26 protein-coding genes are annotated in these 21,182 nt (G+C 47.6%); 5 read left to right on the top strand and 21 right to left on the bottom strand.

Annotated elements, in window-relative coordinates:
- Positions 1 to 167 precede the first annotated feature (167 nt).
- Genes RCH83_RS12960 through RCH83_RS12940 form a run of 5 tightly spaced genes read right to left on the bottom strand, consistent with a single transcriptional unit; the run spans position 168 to position 3,197 of the window.
- Positions 168 to 1,361: a PilX N-terminal domain-containing pilus assembly protein gene (locus tag RCH83_RS12960; RefSeq protein WP_306522754.1), complete on the bottom strand. Its 1,194-nt coding sequence runs from the start codon at positions 1,359 to 1,361 to the stop codon at positions 168 to 170.
- A 2-nt stretch (positions 1,362 to 1,363) separates the two neighbouring features.
- Positions 1,364 to 1,906: a PilW family protein gene (locus RCH83_RS12955; RefSeq protein ID WP_306522752.1), complete on the bottom strand. Its 543-nt coding sequence runs from the start codon at positions 1,904 to 1,906 to the stop codon at positions 1,364 to 1,366.
- Between the two features lie 9 nt (positions 1,907 to 1,915).
- Entirely contained in the window at positions 1,916 to 2,335 is a 420-nt protein-coding gene (pilV, locus tag RCH83_RS12950; protein ID WP_306522750.1) for a type IV pilus modification protein PilV, read from the bottom strand.
- Positions 2,326 to 2,793, bottom strand: coding sequence for a GspH/FimT family pseudopilin (locus RCH83_RS12945; protein WP_306522748.1), 468 nt, complete (start codon positions 2,791 to 2,793; stop codon positions 2,326 to 2,328). The genes pilV and RCH83_RS12945 overlap by 10 nt, the downstream gene beginning before the upstream one ends.
- On the bottom strand, positions 2,793 to 3,197 hold the full coding sequence (locus RCH83_RS12940; RefSeq protein WP_306522746.1) for a type IV pilin protein: 405 nt from the start codon (positions 3,195 to 3,197) through the stop codon (positions 2,793 to 2,795). Before RCH83_RS12940 ends, RCH83_RS12945 begins: the two co-directional genes overlap by 1 nt.
- Positions 3,198 to 3,389: 192 nt before the next feature.
- Between RCH83_RS12940 and RCH83_RS12935 the strand changes: the two genes are divergently transcribed.
- Complete coding sequence (locus RCH83_RS12935) at positions 3,390 to 3,629, top strand: hypothetical protein (RefSeq protein ID WP_306522743.1); 240 nt, start codon at positions 3,390 to 3,392, stop codon at positions 3,627 to 3,629.
- Between the two features lie 4 nt (positions 3,630 to 3,633).
- Here the strand turns inward: RCH83_RS12935 and RCH83_RS12930 are convergent, their stop codons facing one another.
- The 6 genes from RCH83_RS12930 to RCH83_RS12905 form a co-directional block, all read right to left on the bottom strand.
- Positions 3,634 to 4,125: a GNAT family N-acetyltransferase gene (locus RCH83_RS12930; RefSeq protein ID WP_306522741.1), complete on the bottom strand. Its 492-nt coding sequence runs from the start codon at positions 4,123 to 4,125 to the stop codon at positions 3,634 to 3,636.
- 113 nt (positions 4,126 to 4,238) lie between these two features.
- Positions 4,239 to 4,811 carry a GNAT family N-acetyltransferase gene (locus RCH83_RS12925; protein ID WP_306522738.1) on the bottom strand — a complete coding sequence of 191 codons (573 nt, stop codon included), beginning with the start codon at positions 4,809 to 4,811 and terminating at the stop codon, positions 4,239 to 4,241.
- 58 nt (positions 4,812 to 4,869) lie between these two features.
- Positions 4,870 to 5,268: a gamma-glutamylcyclotransferase family protein gene (locus tag RCH83_RS12920; RefSeq protein ID WP_306522736.1), complete on the bottom strand. Its 399-nt coding sequence runs from the start codon at positions 5,266 to 5,268 to the stop codon at positions 4,870 to 4,872.
- A 167-nt stretch (positions 5,269 to 5,435) separates the two neighbouring features.
- Entirely contained in the window at positions 5,436 to 6,149 is a 714-nt protein-coding gene (locus tag RCH83_RS12915) for an aspartate/glutamate racemase family protein (protein ID WP_306522734.1), read from the bottom strand.
- A gap of 89 nt (positions 6,150 to 6,238) precedes the next feature.
- Complete coding sequence (locus RCH83_RS12910; protein ID WP_306522731.1) at positions 6,239 to 6,553, bottom strand: hypothetical protein; 315 nt, start codon at positions 6,551 to 6,553, stop codon at positions 6,239 to 6,241.
- Between the two features lie 147 nt (positions 6,554 to 6,700).
- Complete coding sequence (locus RCH83_RS12905; protein WP_306522729.1) at positions 6,701 to 7,153, bottom strand: SRPBCC family protein; 453 nt, start codon at positions 7,151 to 7,153, stop codon at positions 6,701 to 6,703.
- A 370-nt stretch (positions 7,154 to 7,523) separates the two neighbouring features.
- On the opposite strand from RCH83_RS12905, the gene RCH83_RS12900 reads away from it, so the two are divergent.
- Complete coding sequence (locus RCH83_RS12900) at positions 7,524 to 8,003, top strand: type VI secretion system tube protein Hcp (protein ID WP_306522727.1); 480 nt, start codon at positions 7,524 to 7,526, stop codon at positions 8,001 to 8,003.
- Positions 8,004 to 8,089: 86 nt separating this feature from the next.
- Here the strand turns inward: RCH83_RS12900 and RCH83_RS12895 are convergent, their stop codons facing one another.
- Together RCH83_RS12895 and RCH83_RS12890 are read right to left on the bottom strand one after the other, a co-directional pair.
- Positions 8,090 to 8,527: a GFA family protein gene (locus RCH83_RS12895; protein ID WP_306522725.1), complete on the bottom strand. Its 438-nt coding sequence runs from the start codon at positions 8,525 to 8,527 to the stop codon at positions 8,090 to 8,092.
- A gap of 107 nt (positions 8,528 to 8,634) precedes the next feature.
- Positions 8,635 to 10,527 carry a DUF885 family protein gene (locus RCH83_RS12890; protein WP_306522723.1) on the bottom strand — a complete coding sequence of 631 codons (1,893 nt, stop codon included), beginning with the start codon at positions 10,525 to 10,527 and terminating at the stop codon, positions 8,635 to 8,637.
- Positions 10,528 to 10,878: 351 nt separating this feature from the next.
- Between RCH83_RS12890 and RCH83_RS12885 the strand changes: the two genes are divergently transcribed.
- Entirely contained in the window at positions 10,879 to 11,622 is a 744-nt protein-coding gene (locus RCH83_RS12885) for a class I SAM-dependent methyltransferase (RefSeq protein WP_306522721.1), read from the top strand.
- Positions 11,623 to 11,638: 16 nt separating this feature from the next.
- Here RCH83_RS12885 and RCH83_RS12880 read toward each other — a convergent pair whose 3' ends face one another.
- Positions 11,639 to 12,196 (bottom strand): DUF922 domain-containing protein, encoded by a 558-nt coding sequence (locus RCH83_RS12880; protein ID WP_306522719.1) that lies wholly within the window; start codon positions 12,194 to 12,196, stop codon positions 11,639 to 11,641.
- Between the two features lie 295 nt (positions 12,197 to 12,491).
- Between RCH83_RS12880 and RCH83_RS12875 the strand changes: the two genes are divergently transcribed.
- A complete protein-coding gene (locus tag RCH83_RS12875) occupies positions 12,492 to 14,108 on the top strand; it encodes an amidohydrolase family protein (RefSeq protein WP_306522717.1) in 1,617 nt (538 codons plus the stop codon).
- A 130-nt stretch (positions 14,109 to 14,238) separates the two neighbouring features.
- Here RCH83_RS12875 and RCH83_RS12870 read toward each other — a convergent pair whose 3' ends face one another.
- The 7 genes from RCH83_RS12870 to RCH83_RS12840 form a co-directional block, all read right to left on the bottom strand.
- Positions 14,239 to 14,826, bottom strand: coding sequence for a hypothetical protein (locus RCH83_RS12870; protein ID WP_306522715.1), 588 nt, complete (start codon positions 14,824 to 14,826; stop codon positions 14,239 to 14,241).
- Between the two features lie 285 nt (positions 14,827 to 15,111).
- Entirely contained in the window at positions 15,112 to 15,336 is a 225-nt protein-coding gene (locus tag RCH83_RS12865; protein ID WP_306522713.1) for a hypothetical protein, read from the bottom strand.
- Positions 15,337 to 15,475: 139 nt separating this feature from the next.
- A complete protein-coding gene (locus RCH83_RS12860) occupies positions 15,476 to 16,420 on the bottom strand; it encodes a hypothetical protein (RefSeq protein ID WP_306522711.1) in 945 nt (314 codons plus the stop codon).
- 139 nt (positions 16,421 to 16,559) lie between these two features.
- The gene (locus RCH83_RS12855) at positions 16,560 to 16,919 is read right to left on the bottom strand and encodes a hypothetical protein (protein WP_306522709.1); all 360 of its coding nucleotides are present in this window, start codon (positions 16,917 to 16,919) and stop codon (positions 16,560 to 16,562) included.
- Between the two features lie 98 nt (positions 16,920 to 17,017).
- Positions 17,018 to 17,572 carry a hypothetical protein gene (locus RCH83_RS12850; RefSeq protein ID WP_306522707.1) on the bottom strand — a complete coding sequence of 185 codons (555 nt, stop codon included), beginning with the start codon at positions 17,570 to 17,572 and terminating at the stop codon, positions 17,018 to 17,020.
- 60 nt (positions 17,573 to 17,632) lie between these two features.
- On the bottom strand, positions 17,633 to 17,890 hold the full coding sequence (locus tag RCH83_RS12845; RefSeq protein WP_306522705.1) for a hypothetical protein: 258 nt from the start codon (positions 17,888 to 17,890) through the stop codon (positions 17,633 to 17,635).
- A 68-nt stretch (positions 17,891 to 17,958) separates the two neighbouring features.
- Positions 17,959 to 18,348 carry a SirB2 family protein gene (locus tag RCH83_RS12840; protein ID WP_306522703.1) on the bottom strand — a complete coding sequence of 130 codons (390 nt, stop codon included), beginning with the start codon at positions 18,346 to 18,348 and terminating at the stop codon, positions 17,959 to 17,961.
- Positions 18,349 to 18,759: 411 nt separating this feature from the next.
- On the opposite strand from RCH83_RS12840, the gene RCH83_RS12835 reads away from it, so the two are divergent.
- Positions 18,760 to 21,027, top strand: a complete 2,268-nt coding sequence (locus RCH83_RS12835) for a nitric-oxide reductase large subunit (protein WP_306522700.1) — start codon at positions 18,760 to 18,762, stop codon at positions 21,025 to 21,027.
- Positions 21,028 to 21,182 lie beyond the last annotated feature (155 nt).

Here is a 21,182-nt window from a genome sequence, read left to right as displayed (position 1 = left end):
TGCACTGTCAGAAATGACAGTTGCCCCAGCATAACTGCTTCAGGCGCCAAGGTCTAAAACTGATTTGTAAGCTAAACTTTCAAGCGCCAACAGTGTCAGGAAATACCACAATAAAATATAAAAAAAACCGCCAGCAGGCGGTTTTTTAGCAAATACAGCGTTATTTTTTAATATCCATCAATCACTTCGCTCCATAACGACATGGAGCTGACGCTGGCATTGCCACTGGCGCTAGGGCCACTTTGCAGCTGCCACATTTCTTTGGCTTTGCCGCTATCGTCCAGCATGTCGCGGGCTTTGGTCAGGGCGTCTAAATCGTATTGGAAGGTAGCGTTACCACCCCCGTTAATATCAAACACAAAAGTGGCTTCAGCTTCACCAAAACTCCATTCACCTGTCACAGCATCTTTTTTCGGGTTGGCAAACACAATAGAACCTTTTAAGTCTCTGTTACCACCACCGTTCATCTGGAAGCTTTGACCACGAACTACCACTAAACCTTCAAAATCCAACAAGTTACCGCTGATCGTCAGGTTACCGTCAATCACCAGAATACCGGCACCAGTTGCCTGGCCTTTAAATTCGATATTGCCGGAAACATAAGTGATACGCTCTTCACCCACTTTACCCATGTTGTTTGGCGCTACACCACGTTCAGCCAGCGGCATGGCGTAATATTGGGTTTTAATAGACTCAATAAAATCGTTCATTTTTTCCGGGTCGCCAAAAGGGTCGTCAAAATCAACCACTTTGATCCCCCCCTGGTAATTGTCCATCCGGTCTTTGGCTTCAATATCGTCAACAATTTTTTCGAAGTTACTTTCGGTATTGGTCGCCAATGCCGGACCGATAATTTTACCTGCACTGTCTTTTTCACCAATAACCTGAAATTTGTTACTGTTGGCGGTATCAAAAATTTTAATACCACCAATGATGTTCATCGCACCCAGATTACCCGACGCTTTCTTCGGCTGATAATAAGCCTGCACTTTACGTTCTATCCCGGTGGAGGTCACATTACCAACACTAACCACCCGCACATAACCTGGTTTGCTGACAAAATCGATGGTTTCAATTTGCCATTCCACATTGTTACCCAGGCCATGTTCGGCTGCTTTCAGTGCTTCAAGCACTGCATCAGGGTCGCCCCACAAACCGGCATTGTCTTCGTTATCAAAAAAAGCTTTTACTTCTATCAGGCCACTTTCGGCGGCAATAAAAGCTTCAGACACTTGTTTTTGATTGGAAGAAATCCGTTCGTTCATTTGCATCGAACTGATACCGGCCACACTGATTAAGGTTGCAACCATTAACAGTAACAGTGAGATGATCAACACTGAGCCTTTCTGACCATACTTCATATTCACGCCCCCGCAGCTGGCTGAAATTTACTTTGCAATACCGCATTTCGCAGCGCAGAGCGAAACGAAATACGATGCTGACGATCCTCATTACCACGGCTGGTTGTCAGCTCAACTGTGGTTTCAATTTGCACTGCGCTGCCACAAACTACAACAGCCCCCAGCGGGTCTAAACAAGCGACCGTAAAAATGTCAACGTTTTCGGCCACTATGGAAGCCGGATCGGCATTTAACTGACGGGTCAGTTCGCCGTTATTATTACGCTGGTACACTATGGCACCGGCAGCTGTTGTCAGCGTCAGCACAGCGCCATTATTGGCAGTTGCTACAACGGTGGCACCCCGGCTGTCCACTAAAATAGAGTCATTAATATAAGAAAAATCACCTTGCAAAGCGGTAAAACGCTGCGCTTCACTGTATGACAAATGCCCCGAGACCATCACTGAAGTGACACCCCATAACAGAATAGCGCCCAGAGCCAGACTGATCATCAGCTCAACCAGCGTTACGCCGGCCTGATAGGTAAATTGTCGCTGCCGAACCATCAGTTGCTCCTAAGGATAAAGCCGGAATGAATAAGAAAACGAGGTGTTATCGTCATCGAAACGGGTTTCATCCCAGGTAATTTGCACTGTATACAGCGTATCGCCGGCAGCAGGTTCAACAATGGTTGCCACCAGACCTGGCAAAGTAACATTGTTATCGTTAGTCAGGCTCCAGCGTTGTTGTACCTGAGCCTGAATTTGCGGCACCGTCAGAGGAGCGGCAGCAGCAGCGTTGGCCCACAACCTTTCTACAGTGTCAGCAGCAATAATGTTGGCAAGGCCACGCTGATAAGCGGAGTGGCTGGACTGTAAGGTTTTCATCTGTAAACCAGCCAGGCCCAAAGCGCCAAAAGCCAAAATCAACATGGCTATCAGCACTTCCAATAAGCTAAAACCAGCTTGTGATACAACGCCATTTTTTATTGACATTGCCCTGCCTCCACTGCAATTTTGCCACCCGGCAACACTGTCACCTGGCGGCTGTATTTACTGGTTTGTTCAACAATCACGCCAATGCAACCCTGTTGTTGTGGTCTGCCCCGGCTGTCAAAAATCACATTACCATCACCGCCCAATGCCACAGCAGCATCCGATACATCCAGCCGCCGCAGCAGTTCATTGGTGTCGGTGCGCAATATCTGCATATTCCAGCCTGTTGATAACTGCGTCATACGCGCTTCAACATTCAACTGGCGTTTAACAGCTTCGGAACGGGCAAAATGCAGGTAACTTAAAATCTGGTTGGATTGGGTTCTGGCTTTACTGTCGCGGATAAGGTCCATAAAAGATGGAATAGCAATACCTAAAATCACTGCAAAAACGGCCAGCGTTACCAGCAGCTCAATCAGGTTAAAACCTTTGTTGCCTCTCAGCTTTGCGCCTGTCATCACCAGCAGGCTCCTGCAGTTGTGGCGTCTTTCTGACCTGTGTTATCAATAGAAAAAGTCAGACATTCGGTATCTTTGGCCTGACGTCCGGTGGCCGTTGCCGTCAGGGTATAGCTGGCAGCTGTAATATCAGCTTTGATTGTGTAAAAACCATTGGTGCTGGCGGTAGGTAACACAAGGCCGGTATAACTGTTGGTTTCGGTAAACTGACGTTCAAGCAGCTGTGCTGTGTTGGCAAGCGTATCTATGGCATCTGAGCGATGAGACCTCAGTACCATTTGTTGGTAAGCAGGAAATGCAATAGCCGCGATGATGGCGATAATAACAACGGTAATCATCACTTCAATTAACGTAAAACCAGCATTCCGTTTACCTGAACGAACAGACAACAACACTCCATTCATTTACTTCTCCGTATGTTCTCGTACAACTAAACATCATCTTGTAATGTAGAACAAACAAAAAACAATATCCAGAAGCACAAAAAACACATAAAAAAGTACAAAAATAACTTTTAGCAAACATAAAAATATACGTTTAAAAAACAATTAATAAACAACATGTAAAGACAATTGGCACTACTACAGCTTTTAATTGTGAAAAAGCGCTTTCATATGACATCCAGTGCTAAACAAAAGCACATTTTGTTAACGAAAGATAAACCGAAACCGCAAGAGATATACCAAAAACTGATTAAAACAGCAGTTATTAAGCGAATAATTTCAGCAGAATCTGGAAAAATATCCACTGGTAGGAGCAGGAAAGAGGTGGTTGGTTCTATTATCGCGCCAGTTGTAGCTGTTTTTACTTATTGCCAACAGGAGAAAAAAGCATAAACAACTAAAACTCAGCCCTTGTGGCGGTTTCATCTGACAATAACAGCTGCATTGGCACATCAACAATACCCTGAGCTTCACGCCGTCCGGCCACCACCACAAAACCAAAACGCTGATAAACAGCAACCGCAGCTAAGGATGCATTTACAGTAAAAACCCTGGTATTTGCCCTTTGCAAACAACGTGTTTTGGCTGCTGTCCACAGCTCACCGGCATAACCCCTCCCCTGACAATGACTGACAACAAACAAATGATATAAATGGCTGTTGTCTCTGGTTGCTACCACTGCTACCAGTTCACCATCAACTTCACCCAGCAAATAATCAAAGTGGGACTGCTGAATATATCCGCCAATGGCCTCAGCACTCATTGACTTTAACAATAAGGCAGTGCCCTCTTCGCTGCAGTCGGGGGCTATATAACGAAGGGTCAGTTGTTGCACCAGTGTGCTGATAGCTACAGCATCGGCGGGCTCGGCATGGCGGATCTGTAACATAAATAAAAACTCTCCTGCTGTATTTATTCAGTGACAACCTGGTCTGTTTCAACATCAAACCAGCGGCTTTGTAAAAAGCAAAGCTGAAGCCAAAGCGGCAGGTGGCGCCGTTGTTATACTGTTGTTTTGCCGTCCACCGACAGCTGCGTATTTGCCGCCTGCGGGCTCTGGTCAAAAACCAGCTGCCAATAACCCACATCAAGCCATTGACCAAACTTGGTTACAACCTCCTGAAAATGCGCTACTTTTTTCATTCCCAGTTTTTCATGTAGAGCCACACTGGCAGCATTAGGCAAGCCAATACCCGCTATCACAGCATGATAACCAGCCTGATTTAATACACTGAATAATTGTTGTAACAACAAAAACCCATAACCACGCCCACTTTGCTGTGGTGCCAGATAGACACTGCATTCCACTGAATAACGATAGCCAATACGGCTGCGCCACTTACTGGCATATGCATAACCAATAAGTCCGTGTTCTCCCTGCAATACCAGCCATGGCAGCTTTTCGCTCAGCACGGACTGAATACGTTCGGCCATGTCGCTGGCGCAGAGGCTTTCCTGTTCAGCAGTCACAGTGGTGTGTTCAATATAATGGTTATATATCAGTACAATAGAAGCAGCATCTGCAACTGAGGCGGGTCGGATCATCACTGCAGGATCTGGTGTTTTATGCAACATAACAAACTCATCAGGCTGATAAAAAATTAAAGTGTGGACTGCTGCCAACAAAACGCCGTTAGGTTGCGGCAGCTGGTTTTGCAGCTAGCGGTTTTGCAAAAGCCTGCGCTATCATCGCGGCTTCAGAGGCGGCAGCATAAACCCAACAAGACAAACCTGAAGCCATTTTCACCATCACACGTTGATAAGCATCAACTTCATAACTATCGGCAGCCAGTAGTTCTGCTGCTGTCAGCATAAACACTGTGCCCTTAATGATGTCGGTACTGCACGCTGTGTAATGCAACATAGGATGGTGCTGACAACCACTGCTTTTGAGCACAGCAGGATCTGTGATTAAAAGTTGGGTCAATACAAAACCACTCAGGCTGTCGGCCTGCCCTTGTAACGGCCGGCCAAATGTATCCAGCTGCACTTGTAACAATTGCAAAGTTCCGTATGAAAACAGATATTCCATGCCCGCTCCCCGCTGGTCTAAAACCTGCTGACCTGTATATTGTTAATGATGGTATGTCCGGGCCAAAGGGGCGCCGCCCGGGCTATTTGTTGCAAACAGCACCAGCGCCTTGTTTTAGCAAGCATATTTGCCTGCAAAGACCACAAACAAGGGGCATTGCTGATGGGTTACAACTGCGGCTCAGCTGTATCCGCAAGCGCCATGGTCACTGCAGCTCTGGCATGCAATGCCGTGGTGTCGTACAAAGGTACTCTACTGTCTGAAGTGTTGATTAACAACGCAATTTCAGTGCAACCGAGGATAACTGCCTCAGCACCAGCGTCAGCCAGCTGCTGAATAATTTTCAGGTATTGCTGGCGGGAGCTGTCTTTAATTTCTCCCAGACACAACTCCTGATAAATCACCTGATGCACCAGAGCACGGCCAGCTTCATCCGGCACCAGCACCTGAATGCCAAATTGTTCAGTCAGGCGCTTTTTATAAAAATCCTGCTCCATGGTAAAGCGGGTGCCAAGCAAACCTACAGTTTTAATACCATCTTGTTGTAGCTGCAAAGCTGTGGCATCGGCAATATGTAACAACGGAATGTCGATGTTTTGCACCAAATCAGCAGCCACTTTGTGCATGGTATTGGTACATAAAATCAAAAAATCGGCGCCGGCACCTTGTAGTGCAAGGGCGGCATCAGTTAACAGCTCAGCCGCCTGCTGCCAATTGCCTTGTTGTTGCAGTTGTTCAATATCTGCAAAATCAACACTGTACAACAGAATACGGGCACTATGCAGACCACCCAATTGTTGCCGCACCATGCTATTAATGGCCTGGTAATAACTCAAGGTTGATTCCCAGCTCATACCACCAAGCATGCCTATGGTTTTCATGCGTTATACTCCGGTTGCTGATGGGGTCTGGGGCTTTCGACTGCTGGCAACGCCTTGTGCCGCAGCCGGGGTCAACAGCCAAGAGCGGCTTAACAACGACCTTTAAGCAGTTCCAGCAATCTGGAGCGCACCACTTTTTGATCCAGATAATAACTACAAAGCCCCGCCACTGAAATTAATGTCACCACAGTCAACCAGCTGATAAAACCGGCATCATTGCGCTGATTAAAATACATCAGACTCAAACCCAGCAAATACACTGTGATAAGCCAGGGCATCAACCTCGCGACATAACGCAGTAGCATGGTACTTTGTTTGGCTTGCAACACTATTTCAGCCAACTGAGCACTGTTTAAATGTTCGGTAAATATAAGTTGTTGTTGTAACCACTGATGATGACGCACGAATCCTCCATGACAGCAAACAAAAAGCCAGTGCCTGATAACAAAAAGGCTGGCCCGGACCAGCCTGAAAAAACAAAAATATACCTTTGATTAACTTTTCAGACAACAGTTGCCAGCGCTATTACACTGAATATCCACCAAGAGCCGTTAACTCTCTGCAGCTAACCGGGCTTCAACCAACAAAGCCAACATCGACAACGATTCTTGCCAACCAAGATAACAGGCTTCCGCCGGTATTGCCGCAGGTACTCCTTGCTGGGTGATATGCAGTTCTGTGCCACAACTGACTTCACGCAAAGTCACAGTGACTTCCATTGGATCCGGTAAATTTGGATCATCAAACTTGTCGATATAACGGATCAGTTCGCCGGGTTTTAACTGCAGATACTGGCCACCAAACGAATGAGTTTGCCCGGAGCGGAAATTGGTAAAGGCCATTTTAAACAGACCACCTTCCCGTGCATCCAAATGCTCCACAGTACAGACATAACCGTGGGGCGGTAACCATTTGACCAAAGCCGAGGGGGCCAAAAAGGCGCGAAAAATAACATCCGGGCTTGCCTTCAATACACGATGTAACTGAATGGTGTGATGTGACATCCAAAATGCTCCTTATGCTGATGTCAGAAAAACCAAGACCCTGAAGTCTTGTTGTTGCCACAGTAGAACTGCGGCCTGGCAGCCGCAATAAAAGCCGGTGCGGTTTTGAGCTTGGCAAATAAATTCGCCATAAGTGGTACAACCAGCAGTTGCCGTTATACCCATCAGGCGTCCAGATCAACAAAAAGAGGCAAGGCGTCTCAGTGCAGACCAAAGTACAACGTCTGCCTCTGGTATGGCGGGCAACACGGCTCAGTCACAACAGTAAGCTGTTGTTCAATATCACCTTATAAAGATATTCCTAATATAAAAAGAGCTTCAACTATACTGCTGTGACAGGCGCCCGGCCTGATCTGACGGAGATTATGTTATGTATGCTTTACGCTCTTTATATCTAGGCAGCCTCAGCGCAGTTTTATGTTGTGCAGGCCCTGCCCTGGCTGAAGTGAAAGGCCCTATTTCGTTAACTATCAACAGTGTTGGTACCTCTGAAGTACTGGCATGGTCCTGGGGAGCATCCAATTCAGGCAGTACTCATATGGGCGGCGGTGGTGGTGCCGGCAAAGCAAATGTGCAGGATATTTCACTGACCCGTTATACCGATGCTCAATCGGTTGCACTGTTAAAAGCAGTGGCGACAGGACAACACTTTCCCGAAGTGGAAATCAAACGCGAAGGCATGCGTATCCTGTTACAGGATGTATTGGTTACTTCTTATAGTGTTGGCGGTACAACCAATAAAAAAGAAGTACAAACAGAAAATATCTCTTTGAATTTTTCCAAAGTGACTTATGAACTGGAAAAAGGTGAACCCTACTGTTTTGATATTGCAGCAAATACACAATGTTAAGTTGAAACAAAAGCCCGTGTGATTATTGCAGTCACGGGCTGCCACTTGTACTTTTTTGCCACCTGCACCATGTCTGCCAACAGCTTTTATACTTCAGGCCCGGCAAATTTTGCCAACACCTCTGCTTCGGTTAATTCAGCAGTCTGGTTGGCAAAACGGTAATAAGCCGGTTTGTGGTCAATAAAAATTTGTTCGGTAAAGACAAACTGTTCCTGAGCTGTCAGCAGGCCAACCGGCACTATATAGCTGTTTTGCGGAATAAAACGATAATATAAATGACTGCCACAACCACGGCAAAAAGCACGTTCTGCCCAGTCTGATGAAGCATAAACCGCAATATGTTCAGCACCGGAAAATTCAACATTGGTGCCACAATGCACCGCCAATAATGGCCCACCGCCCCAGCGCCGGCACATGCCACAATGACAGGCGTCAAGCGCCGTACTGGCAAAAGCACTGAAACTTACGGCACCACATAAACAATGCCCTTGTACGGCAATTTTTGTTGTTTGTTGCTCTGACATAAGCCACCTCCTTGTGAAACACCCGATAAAGTTAAGTCTCAAAAACCACACAGGGCAGCCCAAGCCAGATAGCGGGCCGCCGCTGCGCAATAACAACAATCAGCTGATTAAACAGCTGAAGTTGCTTTTACACTATCTACCCATTGTTGCACCCGTTTTTCCAGCAACTCCAGTGGTAAAGCGCCGCCGTTTAGCACTGTGTCGTGAAAAGCGCGGATATCAAATTTATCACCCAGTTGTTGTTGCGCCATGCTTCGAAGTTGCAGAATTTTCAACATACCAATTTTATAAGAAGTGGCCTGACCCGGCATCACCAGATAACGCCGCACTTCCGACACCACTGCCGCTTTGGCCACTGGTGTTTTTTCAATAAAATAATCAACGGCTTGTTGTTCTGTCCAACCTTTAGCGTGCATGCCGGTGTCGACCACCAGCCGCACTGCCCGCCACATTTCGGTGACTAAACGGCCAAAGTCAGAATAAGGACTTTGATAAGCCCCCATTTCTTTGGCCAATAATTCTGAATACAAACCCCAACCTTCGGAATAAGCGGTAAAACGCGCCTGAGTACGGAATTTTGGTACTGACTCCAGCTCTTGTGCAATGGAAATTTGCATATGATGGCCAGGGCTGCCTTCATGGTAAGCAATGGCTTCCATTTCATTTTTTGGCATGGCTTTCATATCAGACAAATGCGCGTAATAAACGCCGGGGCGTGAACCGTCCGGTGTACCGGCCGAATAATGCTGCGCCGCGCCCGGCTGCTCGCGAAAAGCTTCTACCCTTTTCACCACCAGTTTGGCTTTGGGCAAAATACCAAAATATTGCGGTAATTTTTCACCGATAAAAGCAAGGTAAGCTTCAGAATCTTTGATATAAGCTTCGCGGCCTTCATCGGTATCCGGATAGACAAACTGGTCGTCGGTTTTAATAAAATGGAAAAAGGCTTTTAAATCACCGGTAAAACCTACTTTGTTTTTAATGGCAATCATCTCGGCCGTTAAACGTGCCACTTCATCCAGACCAATCTGGTGAATTTCATCGGCACTGAGGTTGGTGGTGGTGGATTGTTTTAACCGTAAGTTATAAAAAGCTACACCGTCCGGCAAGGCGGAGGCGCCATGCGCTTCAACCGGCATAGTGGCAATTTCGGCCTGTAAATACTGTTGCAGCGCGGTATAAGCGGCCTGGAACTGGCTGGTTAACGCCGTTTTGGCATTATTACGCAGCTCATTGGCAGCGTCATTGCTGATTTTGTCAGCTTTGACCAGTGCATCAATTTTGCTGTTGATATCGCTCCACAGCGGTGAATCGGCGCCTTCTTTGGCAAAAGGCTGACCTTTGAGCAGGTTATTCACCTGTACCAAAGCACCTTCATAGGCAAAACGGGGTGGCCTGACCCCGGCTTTGGCCGAAACTATGGCCCTTTGTTGTAAATCGGCAATGGCTTTGGCCACACCTGCAATACGGCTGATATAAGCCTGCATATCCTGTTGATTGTCGACTTTGTGAAAGTTAATCAACATTTGTGGCAAAGACGAATGCATGCCACGCATTTGATTAAACCAATAAGAGTGGTCACGGAAGGTGGCTGCTTCTTTGGCGCGTTCAAACTGATAAAGCCATAAGTCGTAGGAAGTTTTTGCTTCGGTATCAAGTTTGCTGTAATCAAAACCAGCTTTAAGCTCCACCACTGATGCTTCAAACCAGGCCAGCTGTTCTTGTTCAGCCTGCGCGCTCATATCGTCAATTTCGTGGTATTTATCTTTACGACCAAGCGCGGTCAGCCGTAGTGGGCTCATCTGCAATTGTTGTTCGTATTTTTGTTCAAACCACTGTGAGAGCCGCTCAGACTCCGACTGTTCTTTGACCACAGCCGCAGCTGCAGGCACCGCCGTTGAACTGCTGTTGTTCTGATTGTCGCTTTTTGGCTGGCATGCAGACAATGCAACGGCAATGCTGATGGCCAATACAGATTTTGCTACTGGTGAATATCGCACTTCACAGATCCTTTTTGTTGTTATCGCCGGAGTTATAGTTTGGGTTATTGCTCAGCGCAGAGGTCACTGCCCGCTCTTTATAGTGCTAGTGGCAAAGCCAGCCGGCAAGAGCAACCTCCGTCAGTCATGGCTGTTGTCTGTGGATTGGTAGCATTTTTGCCTAAGCGGCACCATAGCACACGGCAGCTTTGTGCTTTGGACGCATTTGCAAAGCAAGCAACATGCGCGCCGTCACTGCGCGCCAGCCATGCAAAGGCGGCAAAATACTTCGCATCAACACTAATACTTCGCATTGGGACTCTGCTCAGTTAAAATGCGCGCCCCACATCAATCCCCCGCTGAGCAGAGCCGATGTCTTTTAACGCTTTATATACTGATTTATCAGGTTATTACGATTTAATGTGTGCCGACATCGACTATCAGACCCAAAGTAACGGTGCCATGCGCCTGCAGCAGTTTTTTGGTGCTGATGGCAAAACCCATCTGGATTTAGCCTGTGGCACAGGGCCGCATATTGAACACTTTTTAAAGGCCGGTTATCAGTGCACTGGCCTGGATTTAAATCAGCCGATGCTGGATTTAGCGCAAAAACGCTGCCCACAAGCACAATTTTTACAACAAAATATGTGTGCATTCAACATTGCCGAACCCGTTGATTTTATTACTTGTTTTTTATATTCGCTGCATTACAGCGGCAATATTGCGGGTTTAAAAGCCTGTCTGCGCCATGTGGTAGCAGCGCTAAAATCCGGTGGGGTGTTTTGTTTTAATGCAGTGGATAAACACAAAATTGATAACAACAGCCTGGTGCGCCACCACGCCAGCCATCAGCACAGCGATTTTGTGTTTGAATCGGGCTGGTTTTATCAGGGTGTTGGTGATGAACAGCAGCTCAGGCTGAAAATTCAGAAAACGACACAAGGCGTGACTGAGCTGTGGCAGGACCACCACCCTATGGTGGCGGTCAGTTTTGCTGAGCTGAAAGCGCTGCTTGAACCTGACTTTGAAGTGGTGATGCTGGAGCACGACTTTGAAAAAATCCAGCCACTGGCACCAGACTCCGGTAACGCTTTATTTGTTTGTATCAAACTTTAAATGATACAAGCGTCAGTTATAAGCTCTGCAACGAAGCGCCTTCGGTTTCACCGTAGCGGGTTTCTTTGTCGTAGGCCAGCTGCGCTTCTTTTGCTTTAGCCAGAATGGCATTGGCAACAGTATTGGCTTCCTGCTCCAGTGCCTTGCAGTTTGTTTTGGAGCCAAGGCTTCGCAGTGCATTATCAATATCGTTGGCGGCTTTTTTGGCAATAGCCACATGCTGCATTTCATGGCGCAATAAATTGGGATACCAGCGTGCCCACAAGTCCTGCACCTCTGTGGTCGATACCTGCAGTTTTGGCAAAGTGAGCTCAATTCTCAGATCGGTGACATAACTGTCGATACGACACTGCCGGTTCCAGTCTTTGACATAAAATCGCCACTGAATGGCATAACTGCTGTCGGCAATATCACTAAGGCCATCTTTTTTAATAGGCGTGTGTGCTGCGGTGGCTGCTATCAACTCCTGTTTGGTGCTGGCATTCACCGGATAATAAACATAATTTTCCCATAACTCGACTTTTGCTTTGGCAGCAGTCACGACAAACAACAGCATGAAAATGGCTAAGCGCACAACAACCTCTTTTTATAATCAAATCAATATAGTAGCAGGCATTTTGGGGTGCTTTTTACAACAACCACAAAGCTTTAGAACCACATCAATGTACTGAGCGCCCGTCAGGAATGCAATCGGCAAAACCCGGCTACACAAATTGCCACTACAACAAAGTACCAACCAGAGCGCAAACCATAGCGCTTCAGCTCGTTTTATCGCAGCTGTGGCTCTGTTAAACGTATCCGGTTGCCACAACAAGTTGCAATTGCCACACTGCGCCATACAACAACAATCACAACCCACCGGAACTTATATGCACAAGAACAATGCCAGTCCGCGCCTGTTTGGCTTTTTATTACTGTTGGTTTTCAGTTGTTTATTACCGGCTCAGGCGGCAAGCTCAAGCGAGCGCACGCCTTCGGCGCCAGAACGCGACAGAGGTGAAGGCCCTTATCAGCGGCTGATTTTACGTGGTGGCATTTATATCAGCGGTGAAGGTGCGCCACCACAAGGCCCGGTAGATATTGTCATTGAAAACGACCGTATTGCCGAAATTGTTGCCGTAGGCAACCCGGGTTTGCCGATAGTGGCCGAAAACAGGCCCAAAGCGGGCAAGGAAGACAAAGAGCTGGATGTCAGCGGTATGTACATTTTGCCCGGTTTTATCGATATGCATGGCCATATTGGCGGCTCTGCCAAAGGTATTCCGGCTGAATATGTATTTAAACTCTGGCTGGCGCACGGTATTACCACAGTACGGGAACCCGGCAGTTTTAACGGTGTCGACTGGACCTTAAAACATGTCAAAGCGTCCAACGACAACCGCATCGTAGCCCCGCGCATAGTACCTTATATCGGTTTTGGCCAGGGCCTGAAAAAACCTGTGTTCAGCCCGGAGCAAGCGCGCGACTGGGTGCGGGGTGTAAAAAAAGCCGGTGCTGCCGGTATTAAGTTTTTTGGCGCTACCCCGGCCATTATTGCCGCTGCACTGGATGAAGCAGCCAAATTAAAACTTGGCACTATGATGCACCATGCCCAGCTGAATGTAATGCGCACTAATGTGCTCGATAGCGCCCGCATGGGGCTGACCTCGATGGAACACTGGTATGGTTTGCCGGAAGCGCTGTTTACCGGTCAGGTGATCCAGCAATATCCGGCGCATTATAACTATCAGAACGAACAAGACCGCTTTGCCGCCGCCGGTGAGCTGTGGAAACAGGCAGCAGCGCCTGGTTCTGAGCGCTGGAATGCAGTGCGGGATGAACTGATCAAACTGAACTTTACCATTAACCCGACTTTGACCATTTATGAAGCCACCCGCAATGCCGAAGCGCAGCGCACAGCCCCCTGGCATCAGGACTATACCCTGCCCACTTTAAGCAAGTTTTTTCAGCCCAACCGCGACGCCCATGGTTCATTCTGGTTTAACTGGACTACTGATCAGGAAATTGCCTGGCGCGAAAACTACCGCATCTGGATGTTGTTTTTAAATGATTTTAAAAACCATGGTGGTCGAATTACCGCAGGCTCTGACGCCGGTTATATCTATAAAATTTATGGTTTTGCTTATATTCAGGAATTAGAACTGCTGCGCGAAGCCGGTTTTCATGCACTGGAAGTGATTCAGGCAGCAACACTCAATGGTGCACAAGCGCTGGGCATGGCCGATGAGATTGGCAGCCTGGTGCCGGGTAAAAAAGCCGATATGCTGATTGTTGCCGAAAACCCGCTGGCCAATTTTAAAGTGTTATATGGCACAGGCCATTATCAGCTGAATGCCAACAACCAGCCAGAGCGCACTCAGGGCGTGCGTTACACCATTAAAGATGGTGTTGTTTATGACGCGCAGCAGTTATTAAGTGATGTAAGGGCGATGGTTCGCAAAGCCAAAACGTTGGAAAACACCGCGGATACCAAACCACAGCAATAACAGCACTGCACTGACTGCATCACAAAAGCAAAAAAGGCAAACTTCAGGTTTGCCTTTTTTGTTCAGCCGGGGCTCTGCTTTGCCGCGTCCAGCCCGCAGCTTTTGTCAGCGTTCTGCGACTGCTGCTGGCTCAGGGTTTATCCGACTGAAATGTCTGCATGCCAAAACTACTGTTGGTGCGCTGTTCTTTTTTATCCCGCGCAAAAAGCACAACTGCAAATACCAGCTCAATCACACAACCGGCAACAGCACCATAAAGCGGCCCAGCCGCTGTTTTGGCAAGCATAAAACCGGCAAAAGCTAACGCCAAACCACAGATCCAATACAAGTGCACACCAAACAAAGTGCTGAATACCAGATAACGGCCACCGATCACCAGCAACATTGCAGGAAAAAACCATTCAATGTGCAGCAGAGACGCAGCATAAGCCAGCGGCAAACTGAAAATCAGCCAGAGGGTACTGGCATAAGCCAACCCGGCCAGCGGATTGCCTTTATGATGGTTGCCCGGCCGGCCAACTACTTTGGCAATCAGTACCCCAAGCGGATGAATAAACATACCTGCCACCAACAGTACCCACACCGCCTGCTGTGCGGAAAACTGTATCACAGTCACCACACTGGCAAGCCAGACCAAAGACGAAGCCAACATACCGGCGGCGCCACTGCAATAAGCAAAACGCATATCGGTCTGCGCTGCATTCAGCGAATAATTCATAGGGTAAATCCTTTTAATCATCAATATGTTGCGATTAAAGCAACAACCAAGGTTGATAGAGAAAATAAGGTTTTAAACAACTTTGACTGTGCCAGCCTGACCGACAGCGGTCAATAACCTTTGTTTGTTTTATCAACAATTTTCAGCTGAAGACAGCAAGTTCGATCCGGTGAATGCCAATGATGATAATGATGCTTGCGGAAGTTATCAGCTACCGCAGTTTCGGTTTGCAGAAGTGATGAAGAGGATGAGCCTGGGTTTAGCTGCCGGTTTTGATTGCCGGCTTTAGTTGCCGGAGCCGGTATGGCCTTTGGCTTTTTTGGGCTCGCCCGATTCATCTTTTTGCCTTATTTGCTGCTGTTTAATTTGCTGAATTTTTTTAATTTCAGTAGGTGGAATGGGCAACAGCGAAATCAGCGGCAAAAACGCCAGCATCAACACCACAACAGCACAGAAGATCACATCACCAAAAATCTGCTCTCCAAGGGAAGTCTGCTGTATCGCGGCCATTATTTTTTCGCCAATAAACAATCACTTGCTCCGTAATTGGGGAGCAGCAGGCAATTATCAAGTGAGCTGGCAGCAACCGGCAAATATTACAACCTCAGCTTTGTTTTCAGCCTCTGGCCATAACTCAGCGCTGCCAGTCTCAGAGCCTGGCGCTTTGCACAATACGCCAAAATTCGTCCTGATGACGGCTGATACGGGCCGCATCGCAACTTGTGCATAACCAGGGTGTGCCTTTTCCGGTGAGCATCACCATAGTGGCATTTTGGCATTTTTTGCATTGGGTCCAGTTTACAGCTTCACCGCAAGGATTAAACAATTCGCAGTGGATATCAGGTCGTTGCCCGGCAAGCAGAGCAATCTGTTCCATCGGGAAACTATTGCTTAACAGCAACTGTTGCAGCGCCGGCAGCCTGGCAACAGGTGCCAGCGATTTATCTTCAATATCAACAGTTTGTAGTTGCAACCATTGCAGTTGTTGCAGCGACAACAGGGGTGTCAGTGTGTTGAGTGTTAAGGTTTTTAAGCTGTTTGAATCACCAATTAACGACAGGCCCCGCAGCTCTGTCAGGGGAGTTAAAAACGACAGATCCCGGCTCGCCCTGATATTCTCAAGCTCCAGCCATCTGAGCTGCGTTAATTCAGACAGCACTTCCAGCGGCTGCAATGAAGGCATGCTGCCAAGGTGCAGATATGTTAATTGTCTGGCAGCACTGAGCGCAGTAGCTGAGGTCACACCACCCCATTTGATATACAAACCTTTTAGCTTTGGCATGGCACAGGCTGCATCAAACAGCTGTTGCGGCACTCTGGACTGCAACCACAAAAACTCAACCTGCTGCAGCTGTGGCAGGTAATCACACCAGGAATGCAGTAATTTTTTCTGCTCTGCGGCGCTGAGTTCAGTCTGAGTGCAGGCCAGCGCAAGGTGTTTACCGCCGTTATAATCGGCAATATAACGGATGGGTTTTGGCGGAAAATTTAGTTGTGGCCTGTGGTACCAGAAACTATGCCAGGGCTCAATACTGTTGGCTTGTTCTGCCACAGCACTCAACAAAGGTTGCAGCATTTTTTTGATATCATCCATTTATATTCCCTGAGGTCTATAGGCCAAAACTATCACTACAGCCGCCATTAAGTGACCAGCAAGCCCTTTTATTCTTGCAAGGCATCTGCTTTTTCTACTGTTATTTGCCGTCATTGTGTTGTTTGAAAAACGGCATAATTCAACTCAGTGTGCAGGCTTGTGTCAGCGTAAGCGCGGCAATGAGAAAAAACACCAGCCAGGACAAATGTTTGCCTTTGGTATAACAAGCGGCAAGCAAACCACTGGTGAAAAACACCACAGTGCTGGTTAACAACAGCGGCCTGGAATCAGGCAACATCAGCAGTAAAGCCGCAAAACCCAGCCAGGCCAGACTGGTAATATGCCAGGCAAATCTTAAAGTGCTTTTGGTAAAGCTATCGTTGCCAAATAAACGCGGTAAATTGTCTCTTTTAAACAAAGGCCGCAAGATAAAACGCTCACCCAACACTGAATGTACTAAAGCAATAAGCACTAATAATAACGAAGCAAAAATTAACACAACCTTTCCTTGTAAAACAAAGTGATCCATCTCAGCCGGGTTTTACTATTTCAACAATAAAGCAGCTGTGGCCGCTGCTTTATCCGCAAACAAAAAACTTATGACAAACAGTGACCCGACTTGCCTGTACCAAGCGGCAGCGGCAATTCAGGTCTACTGACGTGGTAATACAAAGACAAAATTTGCCACCCGGCATCGGCTTTATATAGCTGAATGCTGTTTACCCCAACAAAATCAGCAGCTTTGGCATTTTTATCTGTTCTGGATTCCACCACACTGTACACAGTGGCAAAAAGGTCATGCTGCACCAGCTGCCGGCTCACTTCACATTCATAAAAACCTTTGGGCTTTGCTTCGGCCATTTTTTGCAAAAAATCAGTGGCTTTGCGCTGACTCAATTGTGGCTGGCCATCTTTATAGGTGGCGCCAAATACCACGGCATCCGGATGAAAAATTGTTTTTAAGCTTGTGACATCGGCAGCCACACCGGGCTCATGGGACAAAGCCCGCCATAAAGTGGCGACTGTTTGTTCTGGTGTAGTGGCGAGGTCTGGCGTATCGGCCACTTCAGTTGCACTGTTAGCAAGTGCAGTTGTGTTATGGGCAAAAACCACGGTACTCAACAACAGCACCGGCAATATCCAATAACGCATCACAACTCCTTGTTTTACGTTGTTTTTCCGAAGGTAAAGTTCAAAGGCCGACAGCTGATGTTATTGATCAGTCTTGTCGTTTTCATCTTCATCTTTTAAATCTTTCACTACTTCTTTTGTTTTATCGCCAACAGCTTTCACCGCATCTCTTGAACTGTGACCAATTTTTTTTGTGACATCCCGGGTGGTATGGCCGACTTTTTTGGCCACATCCCTGGTGCCGTGACCAATGGCACGGCCGGTATCTTTAATTTCAGCACAAGAGGCCAGCAGCAATAACAGTGGCAACACCACAGAAAGTTTAATCATTACATTCATCAGGTTATTCCTTCATTGCCAAAGCGGCAGCAGTTGCGTCTTTCAGACTAACATAGCAGCAGCTCAGGCTAAAATAACAATGGCTTAAACTTCACAAGGTAAAAAATACCAGCAAGCAGCATCAGCGCCAACAAGCCAAAACCCAATCTGGTACTTTTGGCATAATTTAAGTTCAGCGCCGCTTTACCGCACAGAATATAACAGAGCAAGAATAAAATTTTAATGCCAAGCCAATGATGTATAAAAGATTTCCAGGGACCAACTGCCAAAAGCGCCAGGGCCATGGTCAGCAGCATGGTGTCCACCAGATGAGGCACAAACCGCAGTTTACTGCTACGCCAATCAAAGCCGCCCGCTACGGGCCTTAACATATCCAGTAAAAAACGCGCGGTAAAAAGGCTGACACTTAAATAAGCACACAACATATGTATTTGTTTTATTTCAAGATAATACTGCATTGTTGTTTTTCCCTTTGTACTTTGTATGAGTGTTTGCTGCTGGTGTTTTGACTTGTTATGAGGCTTGCTCTGTAGCATCAACCCAGCTGCAACGCAGTCGCTGCCAGCACCGCTATTGCGCCACCTTAAAACATTCAGCCAAAGCGGCCTATATCGCCAAATAGGTAAAGCGGCTTTCAGAGCTGCCGTCAGGGTATTTTTCACCCTGCAAGGGTATAAAAAACCCGGCTACCACAAGGTAAAAAACACCCCACTCGCGTGAATTTCAAAACATATTCAATAAATTCAAAAACTTAATATCTGGCCTGGTTATTGCCAAAGCAGCTCAGCCGTGGAACTCCCGGCTCAAAACAAAAACACAGGAATAGCATATGAACAATCCGCATCTTCATCACACTGCAGGGGGTCTTTATGGCCGGCTATCGTAAACTCTGGTGGTTGTTAATCGCCATCCTCGCAATTACCTTTTCAGTGCTGGGTTATTTTGGTGCTGAAGTCTATCGTTCGGCGCCCCCTATTCCGGCTAGAGTGGTGGACTCTGCCGGTAACGTATTAATGAGCAAAGAAACCATTTTAAACGGTCAGACCGCCTGGCAATCGGTCGGCGGCATGCAATTAGGCTCTATCTGGGGCCATGGTGCTTATCAGGCGCCGGACTGGACAGCCGACTGGCTGCACCGCGAGCTGACCGCCTGGCTGGAGCTGGCTGCACAGGCTGAATTTGGCGCCGACTATGCGAGCCTGACTGAAGCGCAGCAGCATCAGCTGAAATTTGCGTTAAAACAGGCCTATCGCAGCAATACTTATGACAAAAACAGCGATACGCTGCTGCTCAGTGAGCGCCGGGTGTTGGCTATCACCCAAACCGCCGCCCATTATCAGGCGTTATTTGGTGACGATGCGACGCTGGCGCAAACCCGCGCAAACTATGCAATGAAAAACAATACCCTGCCCTCGCTGGAACGCCGGCAGGAGCTGACACAGTTTTTCTTCTGGACCGCCTGGGCCGCCAGCACAGAACGCACTGCCAAAGGTGCCACTTATACCAATAACTGGCCGCACGAGCCGCTGATTGATAACAGACCAACTACTGAAAACCTGATTTGGTCGCTGGTCAGTATTATTTTGCTGATCGCAGGTGTTGGTGGTTTGATTTGGGGCTGGGCCTTTTTACGTCAGCACGACGAAGAAGAGCCGGCCGCGCCCAAACTGGACCCTATAGCGCGGTTAAAACTCACTCCGTCACAACGGGCTTTGGGCAAATATATTCTGGTGGTGGTGGCGTTATTTACGCTGCAGGTGTTACTGGGTGGTTTTACCGCACATTACACGGTGGAAGGTGATGGTTTTTATGGTTTAAACACCACTGAATGGCTGCCCTACAGCCTGGCCCGTACCTGGCATATTCAGGCTGCCATGTTCTGGATTGCCACCGGCTTTTTAGCAGCGGGTTTATTTTTAGCGCCCATTATTAACGGCGGTAAAGATCCTAAATATCAGAAACTTGGTGTTGATGTGCTGTTCTGGGCACTGGTGGTGCTGGTGGCAGGCTCTTTTGCCGGTAACTACTTTGCCATTATGCAGATCATGCCGGCGAACTTAAGTTTCTGGTTTGGTCATCAGGGTTATGAATACATCGACATTGGCCGCTTCTGGCAAATTATTAAGTATGTGGGCGTATTGTTCTGGTTAGTGCTGATGCTGCGTGCTGTGGTACCGGCTTTTAAAGCACCGGGCGACAAAAACCTGCTGGCACTTTTTGCCGCTTCAGTCATTTGTGTGGGCCTGTTTTATGGTGCCGGTTTGTTTTATGGCGAGCGCACCCACTTATCTGTGATGGAATACTGGCGTTGGTGGGTGGTGCATCTGTGGGTTGAAGGTTTTTTTGAAGTGTTTGCCACTGTGTCGCTGGCCTTTATTTTCAGCAGCATGGGTCTGGTGTCACGCTCTGTTGCCACCAGCGCCAGTCTGGCTTCGGCCTCGTTGTTTATGCTGGGTGGTATTCCGGGCACTTTCCACCATTTGTATTTTGCCGGTACCACTACCCCTGTGATGGCGGTTGGCGCCACTTTTAGTGCGCTGGAAGTGGTGCCTTTGGTGGTGCTGGGTTATGAAGCCTGGGACAACTGGCGTTTACAACATAAAGCCCCATGGATGGCCGATATTAAGTGGCCTTTGATGTTTTTTGTCGCTGTGGCGTTTTGGAATATGTTAGGCGCCGGTGTGTTGGGTTTTATGATCAACCCACCTATCGCTTTATATTATCTGCAAGGTTTAAACACCACACCAACCCATGCCCATGCCGCGCTGTTTGGGGTCTATGGTTTCCTGGCGCTTGGTTTTTGTTTATTGATCCTGCGTTATATCCGGCCACAGCTGACCTTTGATGAAAAGCTGATGCAAACCGCCTTCTGGTGGATGAACGGTGGTCTGGCGCTGATGTTATTTACCAGCCTGCTGCCTGTTGGTTTTATTCAGTTTTATGCCAGCGCCAGCGAAGGTTTATGGTATGCCCGCAGTGAAGCCTTTATGCAAAGCGACATTTTGCGCACCCTGCGTTGGGTACGCACCTTTGGCGACGTTATTTTTATTATCGGCGCATTGGCGGTGAGCTGGCAGGTGGTCAAAGGTGTGTTTGACCACAAAGCCGCTGAGCAGGAGCTGCAGCAATTGGGTTAGTCATAAACCATCTGCTGCGGAAGGTGGTATTAAACCGTGACTAGTCCTGAAATAAGTTGACCCTTATTTCATTAAAACGCCCGATGCACTTCATCGGGCGTTTTGTATTTTAGTGCAAGGTGAGGACGGCGGGTATTATAGATACGGACGGACTC

It is taken from the genome of Rheinheimera sp., assembly GCF_030824435.1.
GTDB lineage: Bacteria > Pseudomonadota > Gammaproteobacteria > Enterobacterales > Alteromonadaceae > Pararheinheimera.
The sequence above is the reverse complement of the archived record's forward strand: the minus strand, read 5'-3'. Positions and strand labels throughout refer to the sequence as shown.